Raw genomic sequence first — 26,433 nt, 5'->3', positions numbered from 1 at the left:
ATCGTGCTATAGTTAAAAATTATTGAGTTTTAATGAAGAAATGGATACTAATAATTGTTGGAATTATATTGATTGGAATAATCGGAATTGGAATTAAAATCAACTCGGATTTAGATGAGATTGTTGAAGCGTTAAACTCGGAGCACTCTTTAAAAGAACCGAATTTGATAATTCTTTCAGACTCAATTTCACCAAATCAAAAGCATAAATATTATGAATATCAATTTGACAAAGGCGGATTAGGATATTCGAGAATTTTTTGGTCAGTTATTAAAAACCGTAAAAACGAAAATGACCTTGGAAAAGGATTAATTCCAGAAGGATATAAAATAATTGGTTGGAATGAAAAAAACGAATTGATTTTAAGAGAGTGGAATCCAACAGCGGAATTAAAAACTGTGTCAAAATTGAAAAACGGAACAATAATTAACGGAATAAAAATAAATAAAGCGGAATAAAAACGAACGCACAACACCGTATAAAAATAATTGCGGTTTAGTGCTTAACCAAAGTTAGTTGCACGTTTGCTACGTCTGATTTTCCTTCGGAAAATCCTCGCATACAAACCCGCAACTATTCTTATACATAAACGTTGCCATTAATACCCAAAAACCCTAAAACGAATGCAGAAATTTTGGAAAATAAGTGATTCTAAATCTAATAAATTGATTTTCATAAAAGATAAAACTATTTACAAAGGAAATCCGATACAAGAAGAACTTAATAGACTAAATTCAGAATCAACCAATCTATCTTTTTTAGAAAATATTTTTAGCATTCCATATTCTTATATAAAAGAAATTCAAAATCAAAGCGGAAAAAATGAAATTAAAATATTTTTCGGAAATGATTCTGAAGAAGAATTAATAATAAAAGATAAGAATACTAAAAACGAAATATTTGAATTTATAAAACAAGATAATCCGAATTTTAAATATAGTTCCGAATTACCAAGTGTTCTAAAATATGCGAAACCACAATTTTTTGCCTTATTATTTATGACAGGGATTTTTTTATGGTCTCTTTATTTAGCAATTCAAATGGAAAGTGGAGTTGAATACTCAATTATAGGAAGTGGTCGCAGTATAACGGGTATTGTTTTGTTTTTGGCAAACTTTGGTATCGTCAAAAATATTATTGGTTATGTTATAATTCTATTAATTATAATTTTCTCTTTGACTAAAAGATTGAAATCAAGGAGTGAAATGGAAATATTAAAAAGATAAAGTACTAATGGCAACACCGTGTATAATTAATTGCTTTGTTTTTGCCTACTTGCGAAAATTCCTGCGGAATTTTCTCGGGTTAGTAAAAGTTTGCTAATTTAGTTGCTTAACCACGCAACTAACCATACACAAACACGTTGTGCACTATTTGAAAAATGACCGAACTAACCGAGAAAATATATTACGCAGACCAAAATATTCTGAAGAGAATAGAATCGGATTTTGAATTAATTGACCGAAAAGGATGGTACATACTATATCGGAATAAAACGGACAATTCTTATTGGAGACTTGACGAATGGGATAAATTGCAGGAACAGTTTTTTATTCGACTTGAATCATCAGAAAATTGGACTGAACTTATTTATGAAAAATTAAAAATGGAATTGCTTAAATCTAATCGCGGAACATCTAACCAAAAATGCTCTTGGAAAGATTGCGAAAGAAATGCTCTGACCGAAATGGCTATTTGTGAATTTCACGCCTATACGGAAATGGGAATTAGAAAATAAAAAAACAGTGCACAACACCGTATAAAAATAATTGCGGTTTAGTGCTAAAACAAAGGTAGTTGCGTGTTTGCTACATCTGATTTTCCTTCGGAAAATCCTCGCACGCAAACCCGCAACTATTCTTATACATAAACGTTAGCAACAAGATAAACCAACAATGAACAAAGAGTGGAGCCAAATATCTGAATTGATTAAAAAAACTGATTCTAAACTGACTCAAGACGGAAAATCGAAATTTGCAATTGAGTTGTTTTTAGGAAAACCGTGGATAAAAAACACGGTTGATTATATAATCCAACTCAAACCTGAATGGAATTTAGCTGTAAACTGTTTGCGGATTTTAGAATCGGAATATGCAACGGATTATGCATATCAAATCTATAAGAATTCAATCAACAAGGAAGATTGCCGATTTGCAGTGCTCATCATTAAAGATATAGCTCACCCAAAATCGATTGACTGGGTTGCGGAATTTTTGAATGACGAAAATGTTGCGGATTTTGGACTTGGAGTTCTTGACCAACTTCTTTGGACAGAAAAAATTGAGCCAAATGAATTGACTGAATCCCTTCTGAATTTAGCTACTGAAAAACGGAATGGCGGATTAGTGGAAAAAGTAGAATTTATACGAGAATATTTAATTGAAAAATCCAGTTGCTAACACCGTGTATAATTCATTGCTAGTACTCGCCTACTTACGAAAACCCTCGCGGATTTTCTATTCGGTTTGTATTTGCTAAATTAGTTGCTGTAACACGCAACGAAATCATACACAAACACGTTGTGCACAATTTGACAAAACCTACATTTAGTATATGAATAAAAACTTAATATTTTTACTTGCAATAATTTATATAATAAATCCAAATAAGATTTTTGGGCAGAATTTAACAGCAAAAGATTGCAATCTTAATGGAAATGTTAAGACTGTAACTTATGATTCTTACCAAGCAGATAAAGGCTATGTAAAAATTAAAAAAGGATGGGAAGAAACTGAAAAATTAGACAAGACAGTCGAATTTAATGAAGTTGGAAAAATAACGAAAATCTTATATAAAGATTTAAATAATAAAGTTATTAGAACCGATAAATTTGATTATTCAAAACAAGTTCTAATCAAATCTATAACCAAGTATGAGATTATTAAATACTCTTATAACAATCAAAAAAAATTAGAAACAAAAAAAATATTTGACCGAACCCCAGAAAGTATTAGTGCTTCTAATATTGATGAAATTGATAATAAAGAAAAACTTTTGGTACAGTTTGAATATGACTTAAAAGGGAGGTTAAAAAAGAAGATTGAAACTAATAAAAAGAAAAACACCAATTTTATAACATCCTATTTTTACAATGATAAGGACTTAATTCTTAAAGAGGAGACTGTTTATAATGATGGATTCAAAGAATGGTATGATTATCAATATGACTCAAATGGAAAAATGATAAATAAAAAATGGTATGACAATGAAGAAGGTTTATTAGAGAACTTGACCAATCATTATGAAAATAATAATCTTTTAACTTCTACATGGGAAAATTATGCAGATGGCGAACTTGAAGGGAAAATAATCTATCGATATGAATACGGAAATGAAATTGAGATTAGTGAATTTGATTTACTAGAAAACACTCAAATTAAATGGGTTTATAATTACGAATATGATTCTATGAAAAATTGGATAAGAAAAACAGTCCATACATATAAAAATGAGTATTTTTTAGTTGAAAGAAATATAGAATATTATTAAAAAACTGTGCACAACACCGTGTATAATTAATTGCTTGGTCACTGCCGACTTACGAACATTCCTTCGGAATATTCTATCTGTGATTTATTTGCTAAATTAGTTGCTTAACCACGCAACTAACCATACACAAACACGTTGTACAACATTTGACCAAACAATGAAAATTCGAGTTTTAACGATATTATTTTTAGCTTTATTAAGTTGCAAAAATGCGACTGAAAATAAAACTGAGCAAGCCCAAATTGTTGTTGATTCGACGGAATTGAAAGTTAAAACTACCAAGAAAGAAATCGCAAATATTAAACCTGAATTAGAATTTCGGAAAATTTCGGAAACAATAAAAATGAATTTCGGAATTGAAAATCCTGAATTTAAAGAAGTATATAAACCATTAGAAATGGAATATTACACACTTATAGATTCAAACAAAGTAAAAAGTTTTAAAAAATATTCTGAATTTCTAATCATCGAATTTGAAAACCAAAACGACTCTGACATAGAATTCAAAAAAATAAAAACTATAGCAGAAAAATCACTGAAAGACAAAAAAGAACTATTCGATTATTATGGAGTTTTCAGCAAAGGTGGAATTAGTTTTAATAAAGTTGACAAGTGGATTGTAGGACATTTTCTTCGTTGCAATATGTATCCTAAAGATTATGAAATTGACAAAAAATTTACGTCTGAATTAGAAAAATTGGATTCTGATATAGATTGGATTAGGACATATTGTGGCTGGGGAAAAATGGAAATAAAATAAAAAAACGTTGTACAACATTGTATATAAAAAATTGCTATTTTAGGCTTAACCAAAGTTTGTTGCTTTGTTTGCTAGCTTCTGATTTTCCTTCGGAAAATCCTCGCGTACAAACACGCAACTTTTCATATACGTAACCGTTACCCAACATTTGACAAACCAACAATGAGAAGGAAAAGACTTCAACATCATACAGATATTTTTTGCGATATGTTCGCAGGTTGGAAAATAGTGAACGATATGAAGTCTTTGGTTGAATTGGAAAGTGGAATTATTGAATTTGATTTCCTGAATAGAACTCAAAAACTCAACAATGCGGAATCGAAAACTGACTTTAATATGTTTTATGAAATTTCGGAATGGTTTGCGGACGATTTAAAAAAGCACAATATTGAAACGGAATTAATTAAAGAAGCAAAAGTAAAGGCTGAATTTAAAGTTGACTTTACTGCTGGGAAAAGCAAGTCTCGGACGAAAGGAATTACTGAATTATATCTGAATTTAAACTCTTGGATTTTAACAGACGAAAAAGAATATAAATCCGAAAAGGAACAAACTCAAGAATTTCACCATATTGAACGGAAAGAAAAAAACGTTGGGTAACAACGTATAAAAATAATGCTTAGTTTAGTGCTAAATCAACGAATAGTCCACTTTTGCTACTTCTGAATTTCCTGCGGAAATTCCTCGCACGCAAAACCGCACTATTCTTATACAGAAACGTTAGCACAAATTAAAAACGAACTATGGGAATATTTGATATCTTTAAGAAAAAACCAAAGTTTATTGATGATTTATTTGGAGAATTAGAATATACAACCTTCAAAGATTCCTCTAAAAATTCTTACGATGGAGAAACTAAATTCCAAGGAGAGGAAATTGGAATAAATCTTAATGCGGACGAAAACGGACCAACGATTGAGCAAAAAGATTTTTTTAAAAAGTTAGATAATGAATACTCTGAAATTAAAGAAAATATAATTCTTCCGTTTTTAAGAAAAGAATTGGAAGAAAACGTAATCAACTCTGGAATTGAAAATTTTGACGTGGAATTTGAATTTGACGGAATATCAATCGGAAAAATCAAAAATGGAAAAACTGAATGGTCGATAACATATTATTCAAATCCAATGAGACATTCTGTTTCGATAGACTTTATTGGAATGGAACCTGAATATATGACAATTGATGGATAAAAACTTGTGCTAACACCGTGTATATTTAATTGCTTCATTTCTGCCTACTTGCGAATATTCCTTCGGAATATTCACAGGTTCGTGAAAGTTTACTAATTTAGTTGCTGAACCACGCAACTAACCATACACAACAACGTTACCCAACATTAACCACTCAAACCAAAAACTGAATTAAATGCAAGAAAAAATTGAAATACCATTAAGCAAAAACAAATTACTTTTAGGAATTGGAGGTTCTATATTATTTGTAATATTGGGAGTTTGGCTATTTACAAATGCGGAGAGTTTTCAAGAACATTCATTTAGAATATTGAGAAATCCAATGGTATCAAAAGGAGTTGGAATTTTAAGTATTTTGTTTTTTGGTGCGACAGGGATTTTCGGATTTAAAAAACTGTTTGATAAAAAAGTTGGACTGACAATTGACTCAAACGGAATAACTGACAACTCAAACGCATCGAGTGTCGGACTAATTGAATGGAATGATATAACTGATATCATAACAAAGCAAGTAATGTCGACAAAATTTCTGCTGATTAACGTAACGAATCCTGAAAAATATATCGAAAAAGCAAAAAGCGGAATGAAAGCCAAACTTATGCGTTCGAATATGAAAATGTACGGAACACCACTTTCGATTACATCCAATACTCTAAAATATGATTTTGGAAAACTGGAACAATTAATACAAACTGAATTTGAACGAAATAAAAACGTTGGGTAACACCGTGTATAATTAATTGCTTGTTTTAAGCCTACTTACGAACATTCCTGCGGAATATTCTATCTGTGATTTATTTGCTAACTTAGTTCCTTAAATCACGCAACTAATCATAGACAATCACGTTGTAGGTAATTTGACCAACGAGAATGGAAAACAAGAATGAATTGAAAAAACAGGAAAGAACAATCCGAAAAAGTCTTGCATTGGTGTTTATTCCAATTTTTATTGTAATTATTTCTATCTCATTAATTCAGAACAATTCGGAGAGTTTTCTTGAAAAAGAATATAAAGATATACGAAATGACTCATACTCTGGAAAAATAACAAACTTATTATCTGACAAAGATAACGGACGAACAAGACCGATTTTAATTGACAATAAATGGGAAAAACAAATTCCTTTTTTTATACACGAAAAACTGAATATTGGAGATTCCTTGTTTAAGAAAACTGACTCTGATTTTGAATATTATGTTCGAAAATCAAAAACGGACACTATAAAAAGAGATGTGAATAAATTTTATCGGAAAAAATATTTTGACAAACTGAATGAAAAATAAAAAACTACCTACAACAACGTGTATAAAAAATTGCTACATTAGTGCTTAAACAAAGGCAGTTGCATTTTTGTTACGTCTGATTTTCCTGCGGAAAATCCTCGCACACAAAACCGCACTATTCTTATACAGAACCGTTACCTGCAAGCTAAAAAAACCTATGAACTTCGAATTAGAAGATAAACTTAACGAATATGTCAAGAGGAATGATTTAGATTCTGCAATAAAAATTGCTGAATCGGAATTAAGCAAGATTTCCCAAACGGAATTTCATCAACTAATTGGAATGAATCTTCTGCATTTAAAATCGGAATTGAGCGAATTTATTTCCAAATTCTACTCAAGTGCAAAACTAAAATACACTTTTAATTTCACGAAAAAATTGAAAGCCTTTTATTGCGAAATGAATGGATTTACCATAAATTATGACAGATGGTTTATAGATTTGTTTTCGTTTAGCGAAATCGGAGAAGAAGATTATGATTGGTTAGCAGATTTTGAATATAATACTAAAAAAGACTTGACAATAACTGGATTTGAAAACCTTCAAAACGTTTACGAAGATGTTTATAAAAATAAAAAAGACGAAATTCCCGAAATAGAACAAGCTTATGAAATTGCGGAATTATTAATCATTTTACGATTGCAAGAGCTTTTTAGGGAAACATATAAAAAAGCTAAAGAAAACGGAAAAAAATGGGGCGATTTCCCAATGTTCGTAACTGCACACGATTATGAAATGATTTATAAAATAAACTGAATTGAATAAAAGCCTGCAGGTAACACCGTGTATAATTAATTGCTTGGTTTTGCCAATTTACGAAAGTCCTCGCGGACTTTCTATCTGTGTTTTATTTGCTAACTTTAGTGCTTAAAACACGCAACTAATCATACACAACAACGTTGGCAACAAGCTGAAAAATGAACGACATTAAGAAAGTTAAAATATTTACAATACTAATCCATTCGTTCATAATAATCGGAGCTGGACACGGAATTGGAATTATGGGAATGATTGATATTGCGAGTATTCCGAATTTAATTGACAATTACGGATTTACATTAAATGGAAATTTTGATGATAATATTATGTCAATCGGACTTATATCTTTGATTGGAAAAATATTACTGATTTTGAGCCTGTTTATGAAAACAAATCGGACTAAAAACCTGACTGGATTAATCGGGCTTTTACTTTTATGGATTTCGGTTTATTTTCTAACTTCAGGAAATTGGAATTATGACTCACTTTATGAATTAGCTTTTTGGACAAGTATTCCATTTCTGATTTCATCTATAGTCCTGACTTATTTAATATTTAAGAATATCAATCAAAATAAAGAACTGAATATAAAACAAAATGTATAACGGAATAAAAAGCCAATTGCCAACACAGTATATAAAAAATTGCTAGTTTTACCTAAACCAAAGTTAGTTGCTCGTTTGCTAGCTTCTGATTTTCCTTCGGAAAATCCTCGCACACAAACACGCAACTTTCCATATACAAACACGTTGTGGTTAATTTGACAGACCAATGAAAATAAAGCTAATTTTAATATTTCTACTTACAATTATCCAAAATTCTTGGGCTCAAAATTGTGATTTTGAAATACGAAATTTGTCGGATATTCTAAATGGAAAATCGGAACTTATTGACAAATCGGAATACGAAAAAGTTGATGAAACCACAGAAAGCTTTATTGAATTTACGCCAAAGTCTGAATTGGAACTGACCGAAAAATATCCAAAAATTTTCAAACTTAAAGATTCTTGTTATACATTTTCAGCAAACCCAAATATTGGAATTGGAATAAAAATACCTGAATTAAAAGCGTGTAAATATTTATTAAAAGAAAAAGGATATTCCAATTTCGAATTTAAAGGAACTTATTGCGGAAATGCGTTAATTGAAATTACTGAATTTGAAGGTTGGGGATTTTTAACAGTTGACTTGGAAAACGGGCTGACTTGTTTTACAATGGGAAAACCTTTGACTTCTAATGGAAAAACTGCTATTTCTTATTCAAACTATTATGGAGAAGAGGAAATCGCATTAACGAATTTAAAAACTAAAGAACAGTACGTTATCGGAATTGAAGGTTGGAGTACAATAGAATCTAAAGTAAACAAGAATGTTTATTATTTAAAACTTGAATCTGAATTTCAAACAGGTTGTGAAAAGGAAATAAAATATTTGAAAGTGGAAATAAAAAACTAACCACAACACTGTATATAATTTATTGCTTGGTTCTAGCCTACTTACGAAAATATAAAGTGTGAGAATTTTAAAGACCCAGAAACAGGTCGAATTAGAGTTAGACCTTTAGATGGACAAAATTTACCTACGAATATAGTAATCGAATGTAGTAAAAGCGAAAGAGAATCACATCCAACTGGAACAAAATTTATAACGGAAAATGTAAAAGTCTGTAAAAAATCAGATGGACGAATTTACTTACGAGCGAAAGACCAATTCATTAAAAAGTTAGATTAAAGAAATGGAATATTTAAAAATCATTTCAAAAACTTTTGAGGAACATAATATTTATAAAATTCCTGAATTGAAATATGAGAAATTTACTAAATCTTTAAATTATCCATCGAGCGAAGGAATTACATTTGAAACGAATAATTTTGCTGGAGAAATATTTTATTACTCAAATGGAGAAATGGAATATTTGGAAATAGAGTTTCTTATTTTTAAATCAGAGAAATCTGAATTTAAGATTATTGAAAAAATAAAAAAATCGGAATTGAATAAAATAATTTCGGAATTTTTAACGGAAAGATTAACCAAATTAAAAAACGTTGCCTAACACCGTGTATAATTAATTGACTTTTCTTATTATTTTCTAGCTTGTTTTTTTCTCTTTGTAGTTATTCTAGAGCTGAAACTTATGAATATAATATCCCTAAAAAAACTTATAAAAATAATAAACGAGATGAAAACTGAGAATAAAGAACTTGATTCATAATCTTATTATGAAGAAGGGAAAAGATAACATTGGCATTCTTTCCATCTTTATTATAATGACAAAAATCAAAGACAAAATAAAAAAACACCAAAATTAGAAAACCCGATTCAACTGAATCGGGTTTTTTAATTTTTTAAACAAGTTACTTTCTGTAATTAGTACAAAAATCAACTCTACTGCTTTAAGAAAGAAAAACAGTAATTAAGATCAAAATCAATACAGCAACTAATAGTTTTACAAAGATTTTCATAATAGCATAGTTTAATGTAATGAAGTTATTTCACAAAAAACTTATGTGCAATGATATTGATCAGAAATGATGAAATAGTTCTAGCTTTTTTTAATAGCTAATATTCCTATCTTTTACTGTTATTACGTATACTATTCTGTTAGTGTATGGCTTAACCGCATCCTACCGGTAATATCATCAACCTTTATCTGAAATACAATAGGCATTTTATCGGTTTCGATTTTACTTGAAAACTCACTAATAAAATCTAATTTTCTAAATTCTTTATTAATTATTAAATCTTTTACACCAAGAGAAAACTGATGTAATTTGGCTTTTGCTGCACTACCTATTACTTCTTGATATGTACCATGTGCTAATACGGATTTCCAATCGTTTACAGAGTCTATATCTGTTACACTCAATGAAACATTGGTGTTTTTTCGCATTGCATTAATTTTATGACCTTCTGCAGAATAGCCAATTATAACACTATTCTCCATATCATAAAAATAAGTGATTGGCACAACAAAAGGTTTATCTCTATAAATATATGATAAATTGCCTACATAATTTAACATTAGCAGCGCAATAGATTCTCTTTCATTTAATGCTCTAAACATGGCTTTATAATTTTACGTTTACACCAAGTTACTTATTATTAGATAAATAAATAATGATATTAGTCAGTTACAGGTGAAATATAAATTTGAACAAACTATAATAGCAGACAAGTATTATAAATTACTCCCAGTGACTTTTTTGTTGAAATAAAGATAGAATTATTTAATCTATTTTATATCTCAATAATCTTAATGCATTTAAAACCACAACTATAGTAGACCCTTCGTGAAAAGCAACTGCTAAGCCAATATTGGTAAGTCCCAAAATAGTTACTGGTACTAACACAGCTACAACTCCCAAACTGATAAAAATGTTCTGTTTTATAATCCTTTTAGATTGTCTGCTCAAACCTATGAGGTATGGTAAATTTTCAATTTTATCAGACATTAAGGCAACATCTGCTGTTTCTAGTGCAACATCACTTCCTGCTGCTCCCATTGCAATACTCACTGTACTTAGTGCCATTGCAGGTGCGTCATTAACACCATCACCAACCATGGCCATTTTACCGTAATCATTAATTAATTTTTTTACTTCAGACACTTTATCTTCTGGTAACAAATTTCCTTTAGCTTCTGTTAATCCTATTTGTTTGGCAATAGCATCACCTACATTTTGATGATCGCCTGTAAGCATTACCATATGTTTTATACCAATATCTTTTAACTGCTGTAAGGTTTTTGCAGCTGTCTCTCTCGGTAAATCCATAACACTAATTAGACCAATAATTTCATTTCTGTAAGCTACAATCATTACTGTTTGGCCAACATCTAAAAGATTTTTCATCTTATTGGTAATATCTTGAACCACCTTAATTCCTTTGTCTTCCATCAGTTTTACATTACCAATAAAAACAGAATCACCATTGTATTGTGCTTGTATGCCTTTCCCTTGTATAGCATTTACATTGACTGCTTTATTTTGAGCTTCAACCTTATATTTTGTTTCAATGTCTTTGGCTATAGCCTTAGCTAGTGGATGATTACTTAAACTTTCGACTTCTAATACTATTCTTATTAATTCTTTTTCATCGAAATTATTAATCGGAATTACATTAGTCAGTTTAGGTTTACCTTCTGTTAATGTCCCTGTTTTATCAAATGCCATAGTTGTTATTTCTCCTAAGTCTTCTAAAGCTTTTCCTCCTTTTATAAGTACTCCTTTTTGTGCAGCTCTTGCAATACCACTTAATACTGCACTTGGTGTAGAAATTGCCAAAGCACATGGACTTGCAGCAACTAAAACCGTTATGGCTCTATAAAGGCTATTATTAAAACTTTCATCAATTACTAAATAAGCAAAGCATAATAAAAAAACAACTATGATGACTATTGGCACATACCATTTTTCGAACTTTTTGGTTAAACGTTGTGTTGGTGATTTCTGAGTTTCTACTTCACTAACCATTTTTATCAAACGAGATACTGAAGAATCTTTACTTAGTTTTAATACCAGAACTTCAAGATTACTATCACCATTAATAGTCCCAGTAAATACGATATGTTTTTTATCAATTTGTGTAAACTCAGGTAAATTAATAGTGCTTGTGATAAAGGTTTTGTCTACTGGTATACTTTCGCCTGTTATTGGTGCTTGATTAATACTACTGCTACCACTAATTATTACACCATCTGCAGCAATTTTTGTGTTTGGTTTAACAACTATAACATCTCCTATTTTTAATTCATTTATAGCTATTTCTTTTAGCCTTCCTTCTTTTTTAACTAATGCGATTTTAGGCGATAAATCATTTAGAGCTTCAATTGACTTTTTGGCTTTATTCATTGCGAAGTGCTCTAATGCATGTCCTAAACTAAATAGAAAAAGCAATAATGAGCCTTCTGCCCAACTACCAATATATGCAGCACCTGCAGCAGCAGCAATCATTAAAAAATCGATATCAAAACCACCTTTTATAATCTTCTTAGAAGCTTCAATAGTAATAAAATAACCACCAAAAAAATAGGACACGCAATAACCAGTTAATGAAACCCAATTGGGTAATGCACTGAATTTTTCGATTAAAAAAGCAGCGACGAGAAAAACACCACAGAGCATCGCAAAATACAGTCCTGTTTTGTTTCCTAAAATACGCTTGTGCTGATGCACATTTTCTTTCGCCTTTTCCATTAATTTAGTTTTATAGTCTAAACCTTATTATTGCTATCTAAATTAACATTTATGTCCGGAATTTTAATAAGTTCTACGGTTGCAGATGCTAAAATTATTTTACCGTTGGTTTTTTCAATTTCTACTCTTATTTTATCATTTAGAAGATGCTTTATATAACGTCGTTTTTTAAAATCGACAATGTATCTAAGATTAAACTGAATCCAATTATCGGTAAGTGATATGGCTAAAGTTGGGTCTATTTGTGCATCTTCAATGTAATACTTGTTGACGACTTTTTCCCAGTCGTGTTTTGATTCCGTTGTATATTCTGAAAGCATTTCTGAAGCTATTTTTATAATAATTGATTTGGCTAAATCGATGTCAGATCCATAACGTATAGGTAAATTAAATTCGTCCCAGATAAATGGAAAATCTTGTGAGTAATTATAAATAGGCCCTTTAAATACAAAGGCATTACTCAGCTTTACAATTCTACCAGTATAATTATCGCTACTTACCCACTCTCCTATTTCCATCATAGTTGTATAGATACTATCTACATCGATAACATCGCCTTTAATTCCGTTAATTTCTATACGATCACCAGGCTGATAAACTTTTACTAGAAATATATAAACCGAACCTGCAATACTTAGAATTAGTTCTTGCAGTGTAAACGCCATTCCTGCAGTAAAGAGACCTATAATAATGGTGAAATCTTTTATTGAGCCAGAAAAATAAATGATTGCCAAAATAACTAACAAAGTGTAACCTAGAATCTCTATTCCTTTTTGAGCTTTATAACGAATTACGGTATTAGCTATCTTCTTTTTTAAATAGCGTCTTATCAATTGAATTGCAAATAAAACAACCAACAGCACAATTACAAACTTAATAACACTCATTGCTAAAGGATTAGCACTAACCCACTCCTTTAGTAGCTCTATTTCTGTCATTATAATGGCTTTATAGCTTTTCGTAAAAATTTAATTTATTTTTAAGTGTTGTAATTTCAGCCTGAAGACTTTCAACTTGTTTTAATAAATTATAAATCGCGTCAATACCTTCAAAATTAATATCTAAATCATAATGAAGACGCATCATTTTTTCAACATCATTAAGCTGATTTGTTTGTAAATAATTATCGCTTTCTGAAATTGTTATTTCAACCAATTCATACTCTTGCAATGCATTAATAAAACTAACAGGAACATTATAATTTGTACAAAATTGAGTGATTGATATAAGTTGTGTCGTTTCCATGTTATCTTAATTTTGATAATTCTGAAAAGAGTTCTTTTTCTTTTTCCGTAAGATTTGTTGGTGTTTTTAGATTATAAGTCACATATAAATCTCCAAACTGTCCCTCTTTTTTATACTTAGGAAATCCTTTACCTTTTAATTTAACTTTTGTGCCATTTTGGGTTTCAGGTTTCACCGTTAATTTCACTTTACCATCAAAAGTATTGACGGTTATTTCACCTCCTAAAAGTGCTTTATACAAATCTAAATCTACAGAAACATAAAGGTTATCTCCATCCCTTTTAAAAGCTGTATTATTCCGTATTGAAAACTCAATATACAAGTCACCATTTGGACCATTATTAACACCTTTACCACCATGACCTTTAATTTTAATAACCTGACCATTCTCTATTCCTGCCGGAATTGTAATTCGGATATTCTTATTATTAACAGTTAGTGTACGTTTATGCGATGTGTAAACATCTTTAAGGTCTAGCTCTAATTTTGCGTTAAAATCTTGGCCTTTAAACTTTACATGCCGACCACGAGATTGCGATGATTGTCTACCACCAAACATTGACCCAAAGAAATCTGAATAATCCTCCTCTGAATAACCACCATACTGATTGCTTGTACTTCGCTGATATTGCTCTTGCTGTTTTGCTTTTTCATACTCTTCAGCATGTTTCCAATTCTCACCATATTCATCGTATTTTTTACGATTTTCTGGGTCACTCAATACCTCATTAGCTTCATTAGCTTCTTTAAACTTATGCTCAGCTTCCTTATCATTTGGATTAAGGTCTGGATGGTATTTACGTGCCAGCTTTCGATATGCTTTTTTTATATCGTTTGCTGTAGCTGACTTTGAGATACCTAATACTTTATAATAATCTATAAATGCCATTATTGTTTATTATGAGTTTTAGTGTATTGCTTTAATATTTGTTTAAGGCTTTCTAGATAATCTTCCATAATACTAACCGTCATATCTGGATGAGCATTTGTCGGAATGGTCATAGGATTTTCATCTAAGGTTGCATAAAGTTCTGGATAATTCACTTCTATGCTTGTGGTAAGCCTTATAATTTGATTTTCTATATCTTGAAGTGTTTTCATAACGTCAGTATTAATATTATTAATTACTAAAGTTAGTCATTAATAGAATCATTTAAAATGATTAATATCATCATTACTAAAAGCTTAAATTATAATCCTACCATCTTCCATTTGTATAATTCTATCTGTTTTATTGGCAAAATCCTCGTCGTGCGTTACAATCAGTAGAGATAGGTCTTCCTCAACACTTAATTGTTTAAAAATATTAAAAACATTCTCTGCATTATGGCTATCTAAATTCCCTGTAGGTTCATCACCCATTATTATGGATGGATTATTTATTAATGCTCTAGCAATGGCAACACGCTGTTTTTCACCACCCGAAACTTGAGATGCTCGTTTATGTGCCAAATGCTCTATGTTCAGAATTTTTAATTTCTCTAAAGCATCTTGTTCAATTTCTTGAAACGTTTTTTTAGCTAATTTCTTAGCAGGAAGCATTACGTTTTCTAATACTGTAAATTCTGCTAACAAATAATGAAATTGAAATACAAAACCAATGTTCTCATTCCGTAAGCGTGACAAATGATTACTATTCTTATCTGTAATGAGTTGATTATTTAGATACAACTCACCTTCATAATCGGTATCCATTGTAGATAAAATATAGAGTAAGGTCGATTTTCCACAACCCGATTTTCCCATAATCGAAACAAATTCACCTTTTTTAATTTCAAAATTGATATCCTTTAACACATGAAATAACACAGGCTTTCTAAAATACTTATTAATATGTTTTGCTTCTAATACGTTACTCATCTTATTGACCTCTTATAATTTTAACTGGATCTATTTTTTTTGCTTTTTTAGATGGTAAATAACCTGCTAAAAATGTTGAAACCATAGCAAATGAAAAACCAATAACAAAAAACATAGGGTCTATATTTATTGGATAGGTTTCAACTGTTGGCAAGGCTTCTGTTTCAAAAGGAATTGTAGAAATTAAACTCGCCAACCCATAACCTACTATTAAGCCCAAAACACCACCAACAAAACCAATAATCATGGCTTGACTCATAAAAATGAGCTGAACATCTGTACCCGAAAACCCAATAGCTTTTAATATGGCGATATCATTCATTTTTTCATAAATGAGCATATTTAATATGTTATAAATACCGAAACCTGCTACAATTAAAAGTGCTACAGAAACAGCATAGGTAATTAAGTTTCTAACAGATGTACCTGTATCAAATTGCGCATTGGCGGTTTTAATATCAACCGCTTTAAGATTAAATTGCTGCTCAATCTTTTTAGACAATGGCACAGCCAGTTCTATATCATACAACTTTACATTAATATCGGTAATATAATTATTCGCTTCACCCAAAATACGCTGCACGGTTTTTATGGTTGTAAAACTTTGCATAGCATCTACATCTGAAATACCACTTTGATAAAAACCCACAATTTTTAATGGAAATATGCCACCATTTATAGGGCTTATCTGCACACGGTCTCCGATTTTTAAAGCCATTTTCTTTGCAATACCAATCCCTAAAAGAATACTATTATCCGTATTTTGTAATGCTTCTGCAGAACCTTCAACAATATAATCACTCATATTAAAAAGCTTTGCCTCATCAATTGGGCTAATACCAGTAAGATTACCTCCCAGTTCTATAGAACCTGCTAGATAAAATATTTGTGTTTCAATCCTTGGAAGTGCGCCTCGTACATTTTCATTACGCTCTAAATAAGTTATAATTGGTAAGGCATTATGAATCTTTTTTTGACTCATTTTTGGTTTAATAGAGTGCACAATATTGAAGCTTTCACTAAACTTATCGTAAAGCGAAATGGGTTGCTCTTTTGAAGGTTCAATTTCATTATAAACATGAATATGAGGTGTTTGATTTAACATAAGGTCATCTAACATAGTGTTTAAACCTGTCATAAAACTTACCAAAGTAATGTAAGACCCAATACCAAAAGTTACACCTAAAGCAGCAATTGAAGTTGACTTTAGTTTAGTAAGCAAATGTGTTTTTGCTATATTTAGTATAACGGTCCAGTTTGCCATTATTCTGGTTTATAGATGTAAGTCTCTTTAGTAATACCAGATAGTATTTCTACATAGTCCATATTTTGTAATCCTGTTTTTACGGATACGAGTCCATCATCTGTTTTTACTTTATTATCACTAGTTAAATAAGCTATTGGTATTGTTAATACATTGGCCTTGTTAGAAATAACAATGTTGGCTTCGCCAGATAAACCTGGATACAATATTTCTGGTGGTTTATTAAATAGTGCTTCTACTAAAAATGTCTGGTTCCGTTCGTCTTTTTTAGGATATATCTTAGACACTTTCGCTTTAAAAACCACGTCTTTATAAGCATCCAAATTAATTAATACCTCTTGAGATTTTTTAATTTTTACAATATCTACTTCATTTACTAATAGCTCAATAACAAAATGTTTTTCACTACCTATAGTTGCTAAAGGTTCCATGCTAGACACCACCTCTCCTGGTTCTTTAAAAATAGCATACACCTTTCCATTAATCTTACTATTTACTGTAAAATCTTTTGTTGTAATTGCAGTAGTCTGGTAATAATTTTGTGCTTGCTGAACCGCTGTTTTAAGTTCGTTCTTTGTTCTATCTAATTTGTTTTGAAGTACCTCTAATTGATTAGAAGCTAACTCATAATTTAATTTTTGAGTATCATATTGCGCTTTAGAACCTATATTTTGGTCCCAAAGCCTTTTTTGTCTATAATAATTTATAGAATCATTTTTAAACTTCAATTTTGCCGCAGAAATCTCGCTTTCTATACTACTTAAAACTGTAGCATTACCTTTATAATTATCCTGAGCTAAATTTAATGCCAATTTTGCATTTTGAGTATTAAGTCTTGGTGTATTATTAATAATTTGAAACAAATGATCGTCCTTAGCAACCAAATCACCTTCCTCTACTAAATTAGCATCTATAAGTCCTGAAACTATAGCATAAACTTGGTATAAGCTATCTGGCTGTATCGTTGCAGAAGCATATACAGATTCCGTTAACGCACGCTCTGTTGGTAATATTTTATCTTCTTTATTTGCACAAGAAAATATTATAAACCCAACGCATATACAACACCATAATTTTAAATCTAATGTACTAACCGCATTTTTTAAAAATACCATTTAAATTCACTTTTAGAATATATTAATTTCCAGACTTACATTTTCACTTTTACAAGTGTCCATGTATTGTCTTTTTGTTTAACGGCATACAGGTCTTTTGCAATATATTTAGACATTATGTGAGGTACACCAGTTAAAAAGTCCTTATCTAAAACAACATTAACACCATCTAGAGTGAGATAATACAAGGCTTCACCTTCTGTATTTATAAGCACTTCAAAGTATCTATAATTAACCATTTCCTTGCCCAAAGCGGTATTCTCACCTATTACCTTTTTATCTACTTTTAGGGCAATAGCAATACCTTCTTTAAAATTTGTAGTATTTAAAAACTGTGGTTCTATGATGGCTTCACCAGATTTGTTTATAAATCCAAAATATGATATTCCGGCTTTAACCTCAACAATTTTACATCTGTCATTGTAAAAAATAGGGTAAGCACCATCTTCATTTTGCTCAACGACTAAATCTGTTCTATAGTCGATAATTAAATCCCCACTCTTATTCATAAAAGCCCATTTTCCATCCTTTTTAATCGCCGAAACATCATTATGAATCGGTGAAATAAAGTCAACATTTTCAATGCTTTGTGCTAATCCTAAAAGAGGAAACACAATAAAAATCAATAATAAAATGACTGTCTTTTTCATGATATTTATATTTTTTAAATTAATATAACGAAGTTAGTATGGCAATCGTTAATACAAAATGACCTTGATCAGACCACTAAAAGATAGGATAAATCAATGCTCTTTTTTGCCTTTATTTAAATCAATACTCAGTTTTGCAAGTAATATGATTTCAGATTTATTCTGACCAGAAAAACTAGCAGTAATCTCACCTACCGTTTTTAAAATAAGTGAATTTATAGCGTCTGTAAAAAATGGTTCGTTCTGTTTTTTAAAGTTGATAAAACTTTTATAACAAGCTTCTGCATTGTAGTCATTATCTTTACAAAGCCAATTAAATGTATTTAAAACGGCACCTTCAGCATCACTTTTTAATATTGGTTTTATAAACTCTTCATTTAACCAATACCGCCTTACTAATTGCCTTACTGCCTCTACCTCTTCTTCTCTCACGTTATTATCTACAGAAGCAAAAGCAAAAAACAATTTACCTAGGTTCTGAAAAAATCGATATGTGGTATGATCTTCTAAATTCAAAATGTTAAGTTTTTGAATATAAATTTATAATTATTAGGCTGTTAGGACTATGATATAAATCAGTTTTATAACATTCTAAAAACCAAAATCTATTGCACTATTAATATAGAAAAGATTAATTATCTTTAACTTCTATTAAAATCCAACATTTTTACATGTTTAAACAGAACCAAGATATTTTTAATACGCTAGCTGAAGCCTTAGCAGAGGGCGTTATATTGGTTGATAAGAGTCAAACTATTATCGCAACCAATTCATCTACCGACAATATTTTCGGTTATGAAAATGGTGAGTTAGAAGGACAAACGCTCGAAATTTTAATTCCAAAAGATTATCATGGTACACATGAAGGTCATTTTAAGGGTTATGTAAAAAATACTACTAAACGACAAATGGCTGTAGGACGTGATTTGTATGGACTTAAAAAAAGTGGTGAAACGTTTCCCGTAGAAGTAGGATTAAATCCTCTAACAATTTATGGAAACACTTATGTACTTGCTTTAGTAAAAGATATTACAGAACGTAAAAAAGCAGAACAAGAGCTATCGCATTGGGCTAATATCTTTAACGAATCTTTAAATGAGATTTATATATTTGATTGTGAAACGTATAATTTCGTCAACGTAAATCAAGGTGCGCAAAAAAATATTGGTTATGATTTAACTGAATTAAAATCACTCACACCTCTAGACATTAAGCCACACTACAACAAAGAACAATTTGTAGAAAAAGTTAAACCACTAGTTGAAGGGCTTGAAGAGAAACTAATTTTTGAAACGGTACACCAACGTAAAGATGGTACAACTTACCCAGTAGAAATCCATTTACAATTATCTATACTTGGTAACAAAAAAGTTTTTGTAGCCGTAATTTTAGATATTACAGAAAGAAAAAATTACACCGAAAAACTAGAAAGCACTGTAGAGAAACGTACAATAGAATTAAAAAAAGCACTCGCTAAAGAACAAGAGCTTAACGAATTAAAAACCAAGTTTTTATCACTAGTATCTCACGAATTTAAGACACCTCTAAGTGGTATTTTAACCTCTACAATGTTGCTTGAAAAATACAAATTAACAGAGCAACAAGATAAACGAGATAAGCACATTAAAACCATCTCTGACAAAGTTCATTATTTAAACAACATCTTAAATGATTTCCTTTCTGTTGAACGATTAGAAGAAGGAAGAATAAAATATTCACCTAGTTCTTTTAAGATAAGTAAAGTTGTAAACGAAGTTATTTATAACGCCAATATGTTATTAAAAGATGGTCAGCAAATTAATTACCCAGAGGATATTGATGGGTTTATGTTATACCAAGACGAAAAAATTATAGAATTGGCACTCTCAAATATTGTACACAATGCTATAAAGTATTCATCTGAGAATACTATAATAGATATTGATATCACACAAGACGAAACAAAAACCTTTTTTAAGGTAAAAGATAATGGAATTGGTATTCCTTTAAAAGACCAGAAAAACATTTTTAACCGTTACTTTAGAGCCGAAAATGCACTACTTACTCAAGGTACAGGTATTGGTTTAAATATTGTAAAAGACCATTTAGAAAATTTAAAAGGAAACGTTTATTTTGAAAGTAAACCAGGAGAAGGAACCCTTTTTACTATTGAATTACCAAATAAAGCTGAATAATGAAACACGTATTATTAATTGAAGACGACGTAATTTTAAGAGAAAACACTGCTGAATTATTAGAGTTGTCAGGTTATGAAGTTGAAACTGCTGCAAACGGAAAAATTGGCGTTGAGAAAGCAAAAGAAACACTACCAGATATTATAATCTGTGATATTATGATGCCAGAATTAGATGGCTATGGTGTTTTAGAAGCCATATCTAAAGACAGTGTAACAAAGTATATACCATTTATCTTTTTATCTGCAAAAACAGAAAGACAAGATGTACGTAAAGGCATGGATTTGGGAGCTGATGATTACATCACTAAACCTTTTGGAGAAGATGAATTAACTAGTGCAATAGAAAGTCGTATTGCAAAAGCAGCTATTTTAAAGGAAGAACGTGAACAAAATAACAAAGCTACTACCAATGAAAACGAAATAAGAACTTTAAACGGCTTAAAGAACTATTTTGATGATAACGGTAATATTTTTTCGTACCCAAAAAATACGATTATCTATAGAGAACAAGATCACGCAAACTATATCTATCTTATAAATAAAGGTACTGTAAAATGCCATCAAATTGATGAGCAAGGCAAAGAATTAGTAACTACAATTTATAAAGAAGATGACCTGTTTGGTTATAGCACATTTACAAGTAATAAGCCACATAAAGAAACAGCAACCTCTATTCACGATGTAGAATTGACAGGTATTTCTGCAAAACAGTTTAGTGAAATCATAAACGATAATCATAAAATAGCTATAGAGTTAATACAGCTATTATCTGATAACATTTCTACAATGAAAAATCAGTTATTAGAAATGGCCTATAGTTCTGTATCTAAGAAAACCGCAACTACTATTTTAAAATTTGCTGAAAAAATAAACCGCAAACCAGAAGATCCAATAAAAATATCTAGGAGTGATTTAGCTAGTGTTGCAGGTATTGCTACAGAAACATTAATTAGAACTCTTACGAGTTTTAAAAGGCAAGGTATTATTAAAATTGAAGGAAGAAATATTCAAATTTTAGACATCGAAGAATTAAAAAGAATAGGCTAATCACTATAGGATTAGCCTAAAGATGATATATATCATTTTCGGTGCGGCATCTAACCTATAAATTTGTGTTAGTAAAGATGTTGCTTAATGAAAAATATACTACTACCAACGGATTTTTCCGAAAACTCATGGAATGCCATAAAATACGCTATCCTTTTTTTCGAAAAAACAGAATGCAATTTTTATTTATTGCATGTTAACAGATTAGATAGTTTGGCTATTTCTGATGCTTCATTAACACTAAATGAAACTCTAATAACAGAAGTTTACACTAAAACTACTAAGCAGAAGCTGCGCAACGTTTTAAAGCAAATTTTAAAATTAACACCAAACGATAACATTCATAAATTCTTTACACTTACAGATAATGGTTCTTTTATAGAATCCATCCGAAAAAATGTAAATGAAAAACAAATAGATTGTATTGTAATGGGTACTAAAGGTGCCTCAGAACTAGAAAAAATAATTTTAGGTTCTAATACAGCAGATGTTATTACTAAAGTTAAATGTAATGTGTTGGCAATTCCTGAAAATGCAGCGTATGTAACACCAAAAGAAATTGCTTTCCCAACAGACTACTTATTATCAAACAATTTACAGGTTCTAAAACCAATGGTTGATATCATTGAGCGATTTAATTCACATTTACGAATACTTCATATCAGCAAAAGCAAAGCCGATTTAAATGATGACCAAAAGGAGAATAAAGAATTATTGGAAGATTATCTTAATCCAAATCAATTTACGTTTCATCATTTAAATAATAAAAAAGTAGAAGATGCTGTAGAATGTTTTGTAGAAAGTAGAGCGGTTAATTTGATTTGTATGATTGCAAAAAATCTTAATTATTTTCAACAAATATTATTTCACTCAAAAGTGGAAAACATAAGTTATCATGTAGATATTCCATTTTTAGTATTGCACGAAAAAAACTAACACATTATGGATAATTCAATATTCTTTGCGAAATTTTGGGGCTGGTATTTATTAATATTCTTTTTTATACTAAGTGTTAACCCTAAAAGAATCAAACAGATTTTTGACGATTTAAATGATCAAAAATTCTTGATTCTTACAGCTTTTATAGCCATTGTCATTGGGTTACTTAATATTATATTTCATAACATTTGGGAGCCTAGTTATAAACTAATCATTACACTAATAGGTTGGACATCCCTTTTTATTGGAATTGCTTTATTTGCTTTACCAAAACAAACGGTTTCATTTTTAGTTTTAACCAACATTAAATTGGTACAAGTTATTTACACATTACTATTTTTAGTCGGCATATATTTACTTAATATAGCATATAGCATCGTTTTATTTTAAACCTGACAAAAGTCATAGTTTTAATTTATTTATAGACGTATTATTATAGTACCATTTTACAATGGTTTGCTATTAATCTAAGAGAGACAGTTTTAAACGATTTAACTCTAGGTTTTTAGAGTTAGATTTATTTAACTAATGGAATTTTTTGGTTGGTTCATGGTCTAAGTCTTTTAGACTTTATTCCTAAGTTATTTAATCTTTGTTCTAAAAAACTTTTAGTTCATTTATCGTTAAAAAATTGTCTCTTTTTTTTATTTCAAAATTTTTAAAAAAAATCACCAACTATTTAGCTATCTGACTTATATCATAGTTTTTAAAAGTTTTAGTCTCTATTTTTATAATCCACACTAAAACCAGATGATTATGTTATCTATCCTTTTACCTACCGATTTTTCTGAGAATTCTAAGAATGCTATTAATTATGCATTAGAATTTTTTAAGTATCAAAAAGTGCAATTCTATTTTATGCACGCATATCGAAATGAGTTTTATGACCATGACGAATTAGTGTCTCGTGATGTTTTTGATGATGTATTAGAAAAGGTGAAAACCGATTCTAAAAACAACTTAGAAAAACTTTTTAAAGAAGTCAATGAAATAGCACCAAACCCAAGATATACGTATCACAGTATTTCGGCTAACAATTCTCTCGTAGAAGAAGCAAATGAAATAGCGGACAAACACAACATAGATTTAATTGTGATGGGTACAAAAGGAAAATCTAACGAGCGTCATATTATTTTTGGTAGTCAAACATTTCAGGTTTTAAAGTATGTTGATTGTCCCGTTTTGGCAATTCCTTCAAACTATAAAAATACACAGCCCAAACATATATTATTCCCTACAGATTACCTTATACCTTATAAACGTAGAGAATTAAAACTACTATCTGTTTTGGCAAAATCGTACAGAAGCAAAATAGATGTTATGTATGTCTCAACGAGCAATAAATTATCTATAAGACAAGAAGACAATAAAGATTTTATTAAAGATGCCTTAATAGTAAACAAAGTAGACTTTAATATTAAAAACGATAAAAATGTTGCGGATGCTATCATCTCTCATATCGAAGAAAGTGATATTGACATGATAACCATGGTAAATACCCAACACTCCTTTTTAGAAGATATGCTTTTTCCGTCTACAATAGACAAAGTGAGTTTTGGTTTAGAGATTCCGCTTTTAGCGATGCAAAACACAAATCGTGATTAGATTAATCAATGACGTTTTAAATAAAAAATATTAATACCAACTAATTACAATAGCATGTGACCATTAATAAATAAAACTACAAAATCATGAAAAATATACTTTTACCTACCGATTTTTCCGACAATTCTTGGAATGCCATAAAGTATGCTATTCAACTTTTTAAAGATGAAACTTGTACTTTTCATTTACTAAATACCTATACACCTATAATTTATAATGTAGAATATGTTTTGGGCTATCCTGCTCAATTTGGTTTAGGTGATGCCATTAGAGATACAGCAATAAAAAACCTGGATGAATTAAAATCTAGAATTGCTGAAACATTTAAGGATAACCCTAAACATACCTTTACAACACTACCTCGTTTTAATACTCTAGTTTCTGGTATTAGAGAGTTTATCTCAGAAAACAAAACACATCTTATTGTTATGGGAACTAAAGGTGCTACAGGTGCTCAAGAGGTGTTATTTGGTTCTAACACTGTACATGTATTTAAGGAAATTAAATGTCCGGTTTTGGCAATTCCTTCAGATTTTGAATACGAGAAACCTCTAGAGATTCTATTCCCTACAGATTTAGAGATAGATTATGACGCCTTTCATATAGACCTACTAAAACAAATTGCTATTGACCATAACTCTAGAGTAAATGCGCTACATGTTTCTACAGGTAAAGACCTCACTTTTAAACAAATTAATAACCAATTAAAACTAGAAACTGTATTTAAAGACACACCTTTTATATATCATGAATTTGAAAGCATGAATGTCACAGACGCTATAGACAAGTTTCAAATTAAAGCAAAAATCAATTTATTGGCCATGATAAATAATAAGCATTCATTTTTTGAAAACTTATTCTTTAGATCCGCACTTAATCAAATAGGTTTTCATTTAAAAATTCCTTTTTTAGTATTACCTGCTAAACACTAACTATATAACTATTAGCTAAAACCATGTGACCATTACACAATACTAAATATTAACACATGAAAACAAATATTCTATTACCCACAGATTTTTCAGATAACGCTTGGAGTGCTGTTGTATATACTTTAAAGCTATATAAAGATGAAGTTTGTACGTTTTACTTTTTACATTCCACAAAAATGAAAATTTCAGCCATGTCTAATTTATCAAATAAATTGATTCATTTTATGACTGAAAATGCAACAAAAGAACTTTTAGAATTAAAAGAATTAGCGGAAAATGCAGATGCAAATGCTAATCATGAATTTGAAATCATTGTAAGTACAAATGATCTATTTCACACTATGGAAACTGTTATAGAAAAAAACAACATAGACATAGTGGTTATGGGAACAAAAGGAGCAACTAAAGCAACAGAAATTGTTTTTGGAAGCAATACCGTAAATGCTATAAAAAAGGTTAAAAACTGTCCTATTCTGGCTGTTCCGGACGAATTTGATTTTGATGACCCAAAACAAATTGCTTTTCCTACAGACTTTAACCGACTTTACGGCGAAGAATTACACGCCTTAAAGCGAATAGCAGATTTATATGATTCTAAAATAAGAATAGTCCATATTAATAAAGAAACTGAGCTATCTGAAGCACAAGAATATAATTTAGATCAGTTAAAAATAGCTTTAAAAAATTATGATTACAGCTTTCATTGGATGCCAGATTATGGAAAAAAGCATGAAGCGATTAAAGATTTTATAGACGAACTAAATATTAATATACTGGTTATGATAAACTATAAGCACAGTTTTATACATAGTATTATTAAGGAACCCGTTATTAAAAAGTTAGGATTTCAACCTACCATTCCTTTTTTAGTTATTCCATCTATTAACTGACAGAAGTCATTTTATTAAAAGTTAATATG

General features: G+C 30.1%; 32 protein-coding genes. 21 read left to right on the top strand and 11 right to left on the bottom strand.

Translation table 11 applies throughout. The features are described 5' to 3' along the window. The first annotated feature begins 32 nt into the window (after positions 1–32). From Q0807_RS17275 to Q0807_RS17210, 14 genes are all read left to right on the top strand, one after another. Positions 33–458 (top strand): hypothetical protein, encoded by a 426-nt coding sequence (locus Q0807_RS17275; protein WP_299112181.1) that lies wholly within the window; start codon positions 33–35, stop codon positions 456–458. A gap of 207 nt (positions 459–665) precedes the next feature. After that, the gene (locus Q0807_RS17270) at positions 666–1,226 is read left to right on the top strand and encodes a hypothetical protein (protein WP_299112178.1); all 561 of its coding nucleotides are present in this window, start codon (positions 666–668) and stop codon (positions 1,224–1,226) included. A gap of 155 nt (positions 1,227–1,381) precedes the next feature. Then, on the top strand, positions 1,382–1,738 hold the full coding sequence (locus tag Q0807_RS17265; protein WP_299112175.1) for a hypothetical protein: 357 nt from the start codon (positions 1,382–1,384) through the stop codon (positions 1,736–1,738). Between the two features lie 157 nt (positions 1,739–1,895). After that, on the top strand, positions 1,896–2,399 hold the full coding sequence (locus Q0807_RS17260; protein WP_299112174.1) for a hypothetical protein: 504 nt from the start codon (positions 1,896–1,898) through the stop codon (positions 2,397–2,399). 154 nt (positions 2,400–2,553) lie between these two features. Then, positions 2,554–3,489, top strand: a complete 936-nt coding sequence (locus Q0807_RS17255) for a hypothetical protein (protein ID WP_299112171.1) — start codon at positions 2,554–2,556, stop codon at positions 3,487–3,489. Between the two features lie 157 nt (positions 3,490–3,646). Then, positions 3,647–4,249, top strand: a complete 603-nt coding sequence (locus Q0807_RS17250) for a hypothetical protein (RefSeq protein ID WP_299112168.1) — start codon at positions 3,647–3,649, stop codon at positions 4,247–4,249. Positions 4,250–4,411: 162 nt separating this feature from the next. Continuing rightward, entirely contained in the window at positions 4,412–4,849 is a 438-nt protein-coding gene (locus Q0807_RS17245) for a hypothetical protein (protein ID WP_191858546.1), read from the top strand. A 143-nt stretch (positions 4,850–4,992) separates the two neighbouring features. Further along, positions 4,993–5,442, top strand: coding sequence for a hypothetical protein (locus tag Q0807_RS17240; protein WP_173302545.1), 450 nt, complete (start codon positions 4,993–4,995; stop codon positions 5,440–5,442). A 175-nt stretch (positions 5,443–5,617) separates the two neighbouring features. Further along, positions 5,618–6,166, top strand: coding sequence for an STM3941 family protein (locus tag Q0807_RS17235; RefSeq protein ID WP_299112162.1), 549 nt, complete (start codon positions 5,618–5,620; stop codon positions 6,164–6,166). Positions 6,167–6,312: 146 nt separating this feature from the next. Then, positions 6,313–6,726: a hypothetical protein gene (locus tag Q0807_RS17230; protein WP_299112160.1), complete on the top strand. Its 414-nt coding sequence runs from the start codon at positions 6,313–6,315 to the stop codon at positions 6,724–6,726. A gap of 157 nt (positions 6,727–6,883) precedes the next feature. Then, positions 6,884–7,483 carry a hypothetical protein gene (locus Q0807_RS17225; protein WP_299112158.1) on the top strand — a complete coding sequence of 200 codons (600 nt, stop codon included), beginning with the start codon at positions 6,884–6,886 and terminating at the stop codon, positions 7,481–7,483. Positions 7,484–7,644: 161 nt separating this feature from the next. Then, positions 7,645–8,091 (top strand): hypothetical protein, encoded by a 447-nt coding sequence (locus Q0807_RS17220; protein WP_299112156.1) that lies wholly within the window; start codon positions 7,645–7,647, stop codon positions 8,089–8,091. Positions 8,092–8,257: 166 nt separating this feature from the next. Further along, the gene (locus tag Q0807_RS17215; RefSeq protein WP_299112154.1) at positions 8,258–8,941 is read left to right on the top strand and encodes a hypothetical protein; all 684 of its coding nucleotides are present in this window, start codon (positions 8,258–8,260) and stop codon (positions 8,939–8,941) included. A gap of 280 nt (positions 8,942–9,221) precedes the next feature. Beyond that, a complete protein-coding gene (locus Q0807_RS17210) occupies positions 9,222–9,539 on the top strand; it encodes a hypothetical protein (RefSeq protein WP_299112151.1) in 318 nt (105 codons plus the stop codon). Positions 9,540–10,079: 540 nt separating this feature from the next. Here Q0807_RS17210 and Q0807_RS17205 read toward each other — a convergent pair. From Q0807_RS17205 to Q0807_RS17155, 11 genes are all read right to left on the bottom strand, one after another. Then, on the bottom strand, positions 10,080–10,550 hold the full coding sequence (locus Q0807_RS17205; RefSeq protein WP_299112149.1) for a pyridoxamine 5'-phosphate oxidase family protein: 471 nt from the start codon (positions 10,548–10,550) through the stop codon (positions 10,080–10,082). Between the two features lie 163 nt (positions 10,551–10,713). Further along, a complete protein-coding gene (locus tag Q0807_RS17200) occupies positions 10,714–12,681 on the bottom strand; it encodes a heavy metal translocating P-type ATPase (protein WP_299112147.1) in 1,968 nt (655 codons plus the stop codon). 17 nt (positions 12,682–12,698) lie between these two features. Then, a complete protein-coding gene (locus Q0807_RS17195; protein ID WP_299112145.1) occupies positions 12,699–13,619 on the bottom strand; it encodes a mechanosensitive ion channel family protein in 921 nt (306 codons plus the stop codon). 10 nt (positions 13,620–13,629) lie between these two features. Next, entirely contained in the window at positions 13,630–13,926 is a 297-nt protein-coding gene (locus tag Q0807_RS17190) for a chaperone modulator CbpM (RefSeq protein ID WP_282031379.1), read from the bottom strand. A gap of 1 nt (position 13,927) precedes the next feature. Further along, complete coding sequence (locus Q0807_RS17185) at positions 13,928–14,815, bottom strand: J domain-containing protein (RefSeq protein WP_299112142.1); 888 nt, start codon at positions 14,813–14,815, stop codon at positions 13,928–13,930. Beyond that, positions 14,815–15,027 carry a hypothetical protein gene (locus Q0807_RS17180; protein ID WP_282031377.1) on the bottom strand — a complete coding sequence of 71 codons (213 nt, stop codon included), beginning with the start codon at positions 15,025–15,027 and terminating at the stop codon, positions 14,815–14,817. The genes Q0807_RS17185 and Q0807_RS17180 overlap by 1 nt, the downstream gene beginning before the upstream one ends. A gap of 84 nt (positions 15,028–15,111) precedes the next feature. Further along, complete coding sequence (locus Q0807_RS17175; RefSeq protein ID WP_299112137.1) at positions 15,112–15,786, bottom strand: ABC transporter ATP-binding protein; 675 nt, start codon at positions 15,784–15,786, stop codon at positions 15,112–15,114. Between the two features lies 1 nt (position 15,787). Beyond that, complete coding sequence (locus Q0807_RS17170; RefSeq protein ID WP_299112135.1) at positions 15,788–17,050, bottom strand: FtsX-like permease family protein; 1,263 nt, start codon at positions 17,048–17,050, stop codon at positions 15,788–15,790. After that, a complete protein-coding gene (locus Q0807_RS17165; protein WP_299112132.1) occupies positions 17,050–18,165 on the bottom strand; it encodes an HlyD family efflux transporter periplasmic adaptor subunit in 1,116 nt (371 codons plus the stop codon). Before Q0807_RS17165 ends, Q0807_RS17170 begins: the two co-directional genes overlap by 1 nt. A gap of 35 nt (positions 18,166–18,200) precedes the next feature. Further along, complete coding sequence (locus tag Q0807_RS17160) at positions 18,201–18,815, bottom strand: WG repeat-containing protein (RefSeq protein ID WP_299112130.1); 615 nt, start codon at positions 18,813–18,815, stop codon at positions 18,201–18,203. 93 nt (positions 18,816–18,908) lie between these two features. Then, positions 18,909–19,331 (bottom strand): hypothetical protein, encoded by a 423-nt coding sequence (locus Q0807_RS17155; RefSeq protein ID WP_299112127.1) that lies wholly within the window; start codon positions 19,329–19,331, stop codon positions 18,909–18,911. Between the two features lie 155 nt (positions 19,332–19,486). Between Q0807_RS17155 and Q0807_RS17150 the strand changes: the two genes are divergently transcribed. From Q0807_RS17150 to Q0807_RS17120, 7 genes are all read left to right on the top strand, one after another. After that, positions 19,487–20,989: a PAS domain-containing sensor histidine kinase gene (locus Q0807_RS17150; protein ID WP_299112125.1), complete on the top strand. Its 1,503-nt coding sequence runs from the start codon at positions 19,487–19,489 to the stop codon at positions 20,987–20,989. Beyond that, positions 20,989–22,038: a response regulator gene (locus Q0807_RS17145; protein ID WP_299112123.1), complete on the top strand. Its 1,050-nt coding sequence runs from the start codon at positions 20,989–20,991 to the stop codon at positions 22,036–22,038. Before Q0807_RS17150 ends, Q0807_RS17145 begins: the two co-directional genes overlap by 1 nt. Positions 22,039–22,125: 87 nt before the next feature. Next, complete coding sequence (locus Q0807_RS17140) at positions 22,126–22,974, top strand: universal stress protein (RefSeq protein WP_299112121.1); 849 nt, start codon at positions 22,126–22,128, stop codon at positions 22,972–22,974. A 6-nt stretch (positions 22,975–22,980) separates the two neighbouring features. After that, positions 22,981–23,367 carry a hypothetical protein gene (locus tag Q0807_RS17135; RefSeq protein WP_299112119.1) on the top strand — a complete coding sequence of 129 codons (387 nt, stop codon included), beginning with the start codon at positions 22,981–22,983 and terminating at the stop codon, positions 23,365–23,367. Positions 23,368–23,733: 366 nt separating this feature from the next. After that, a complete protein-coding gene (locus Q0807_RS17130) occupies positions 23,734–24,582 on the top strand; it encodes a universal stress protein (RefSeq protein ID WP_299112117.1) in 849 nt (282 codons plus the stop codon). An 86-nt stretch (positions 24,583–24,668) separates the two neighbouring features. Then, complete coding sequence (locus Q0807_RS17125) at positions 24,669–25,514, top strand: universal stress protein (protein ID WP_299112115.1); 846 nt, start codon at positions 24,669–24,671, stop codon at positions 25,512–25,514. Positions 25,515–25,570: 56 nt separating this feature from the next. After that, positions 25,571–26,404, top strand: a complete 834-nt coding sequence (locus Q0807_RS17120; protein ID WP_299112113.1) for a universal stress protein — start codon at positions 25,571–25,573, stop codon at positions 26,402–26,404. The last annotated feature ends 29 nt before the right edge of the window (positions 26,405–26,433 follow it).

It is taken from the genome of uncultured Winogradskyella sp. (assembly GCF_947495255.1).
In the GTDB taxonomy this organism is placed as follows: Bacteria; Bacteroidota; Bacteroidia; order Flavobacteriales; family Flavobacteriaceae; genus Winogradskyella.
The sequence above is the reverse complement of the archived record's forward strand: the minus strand, read 5'-3'. Positions and strand labels throughout refer to the sequence as shown.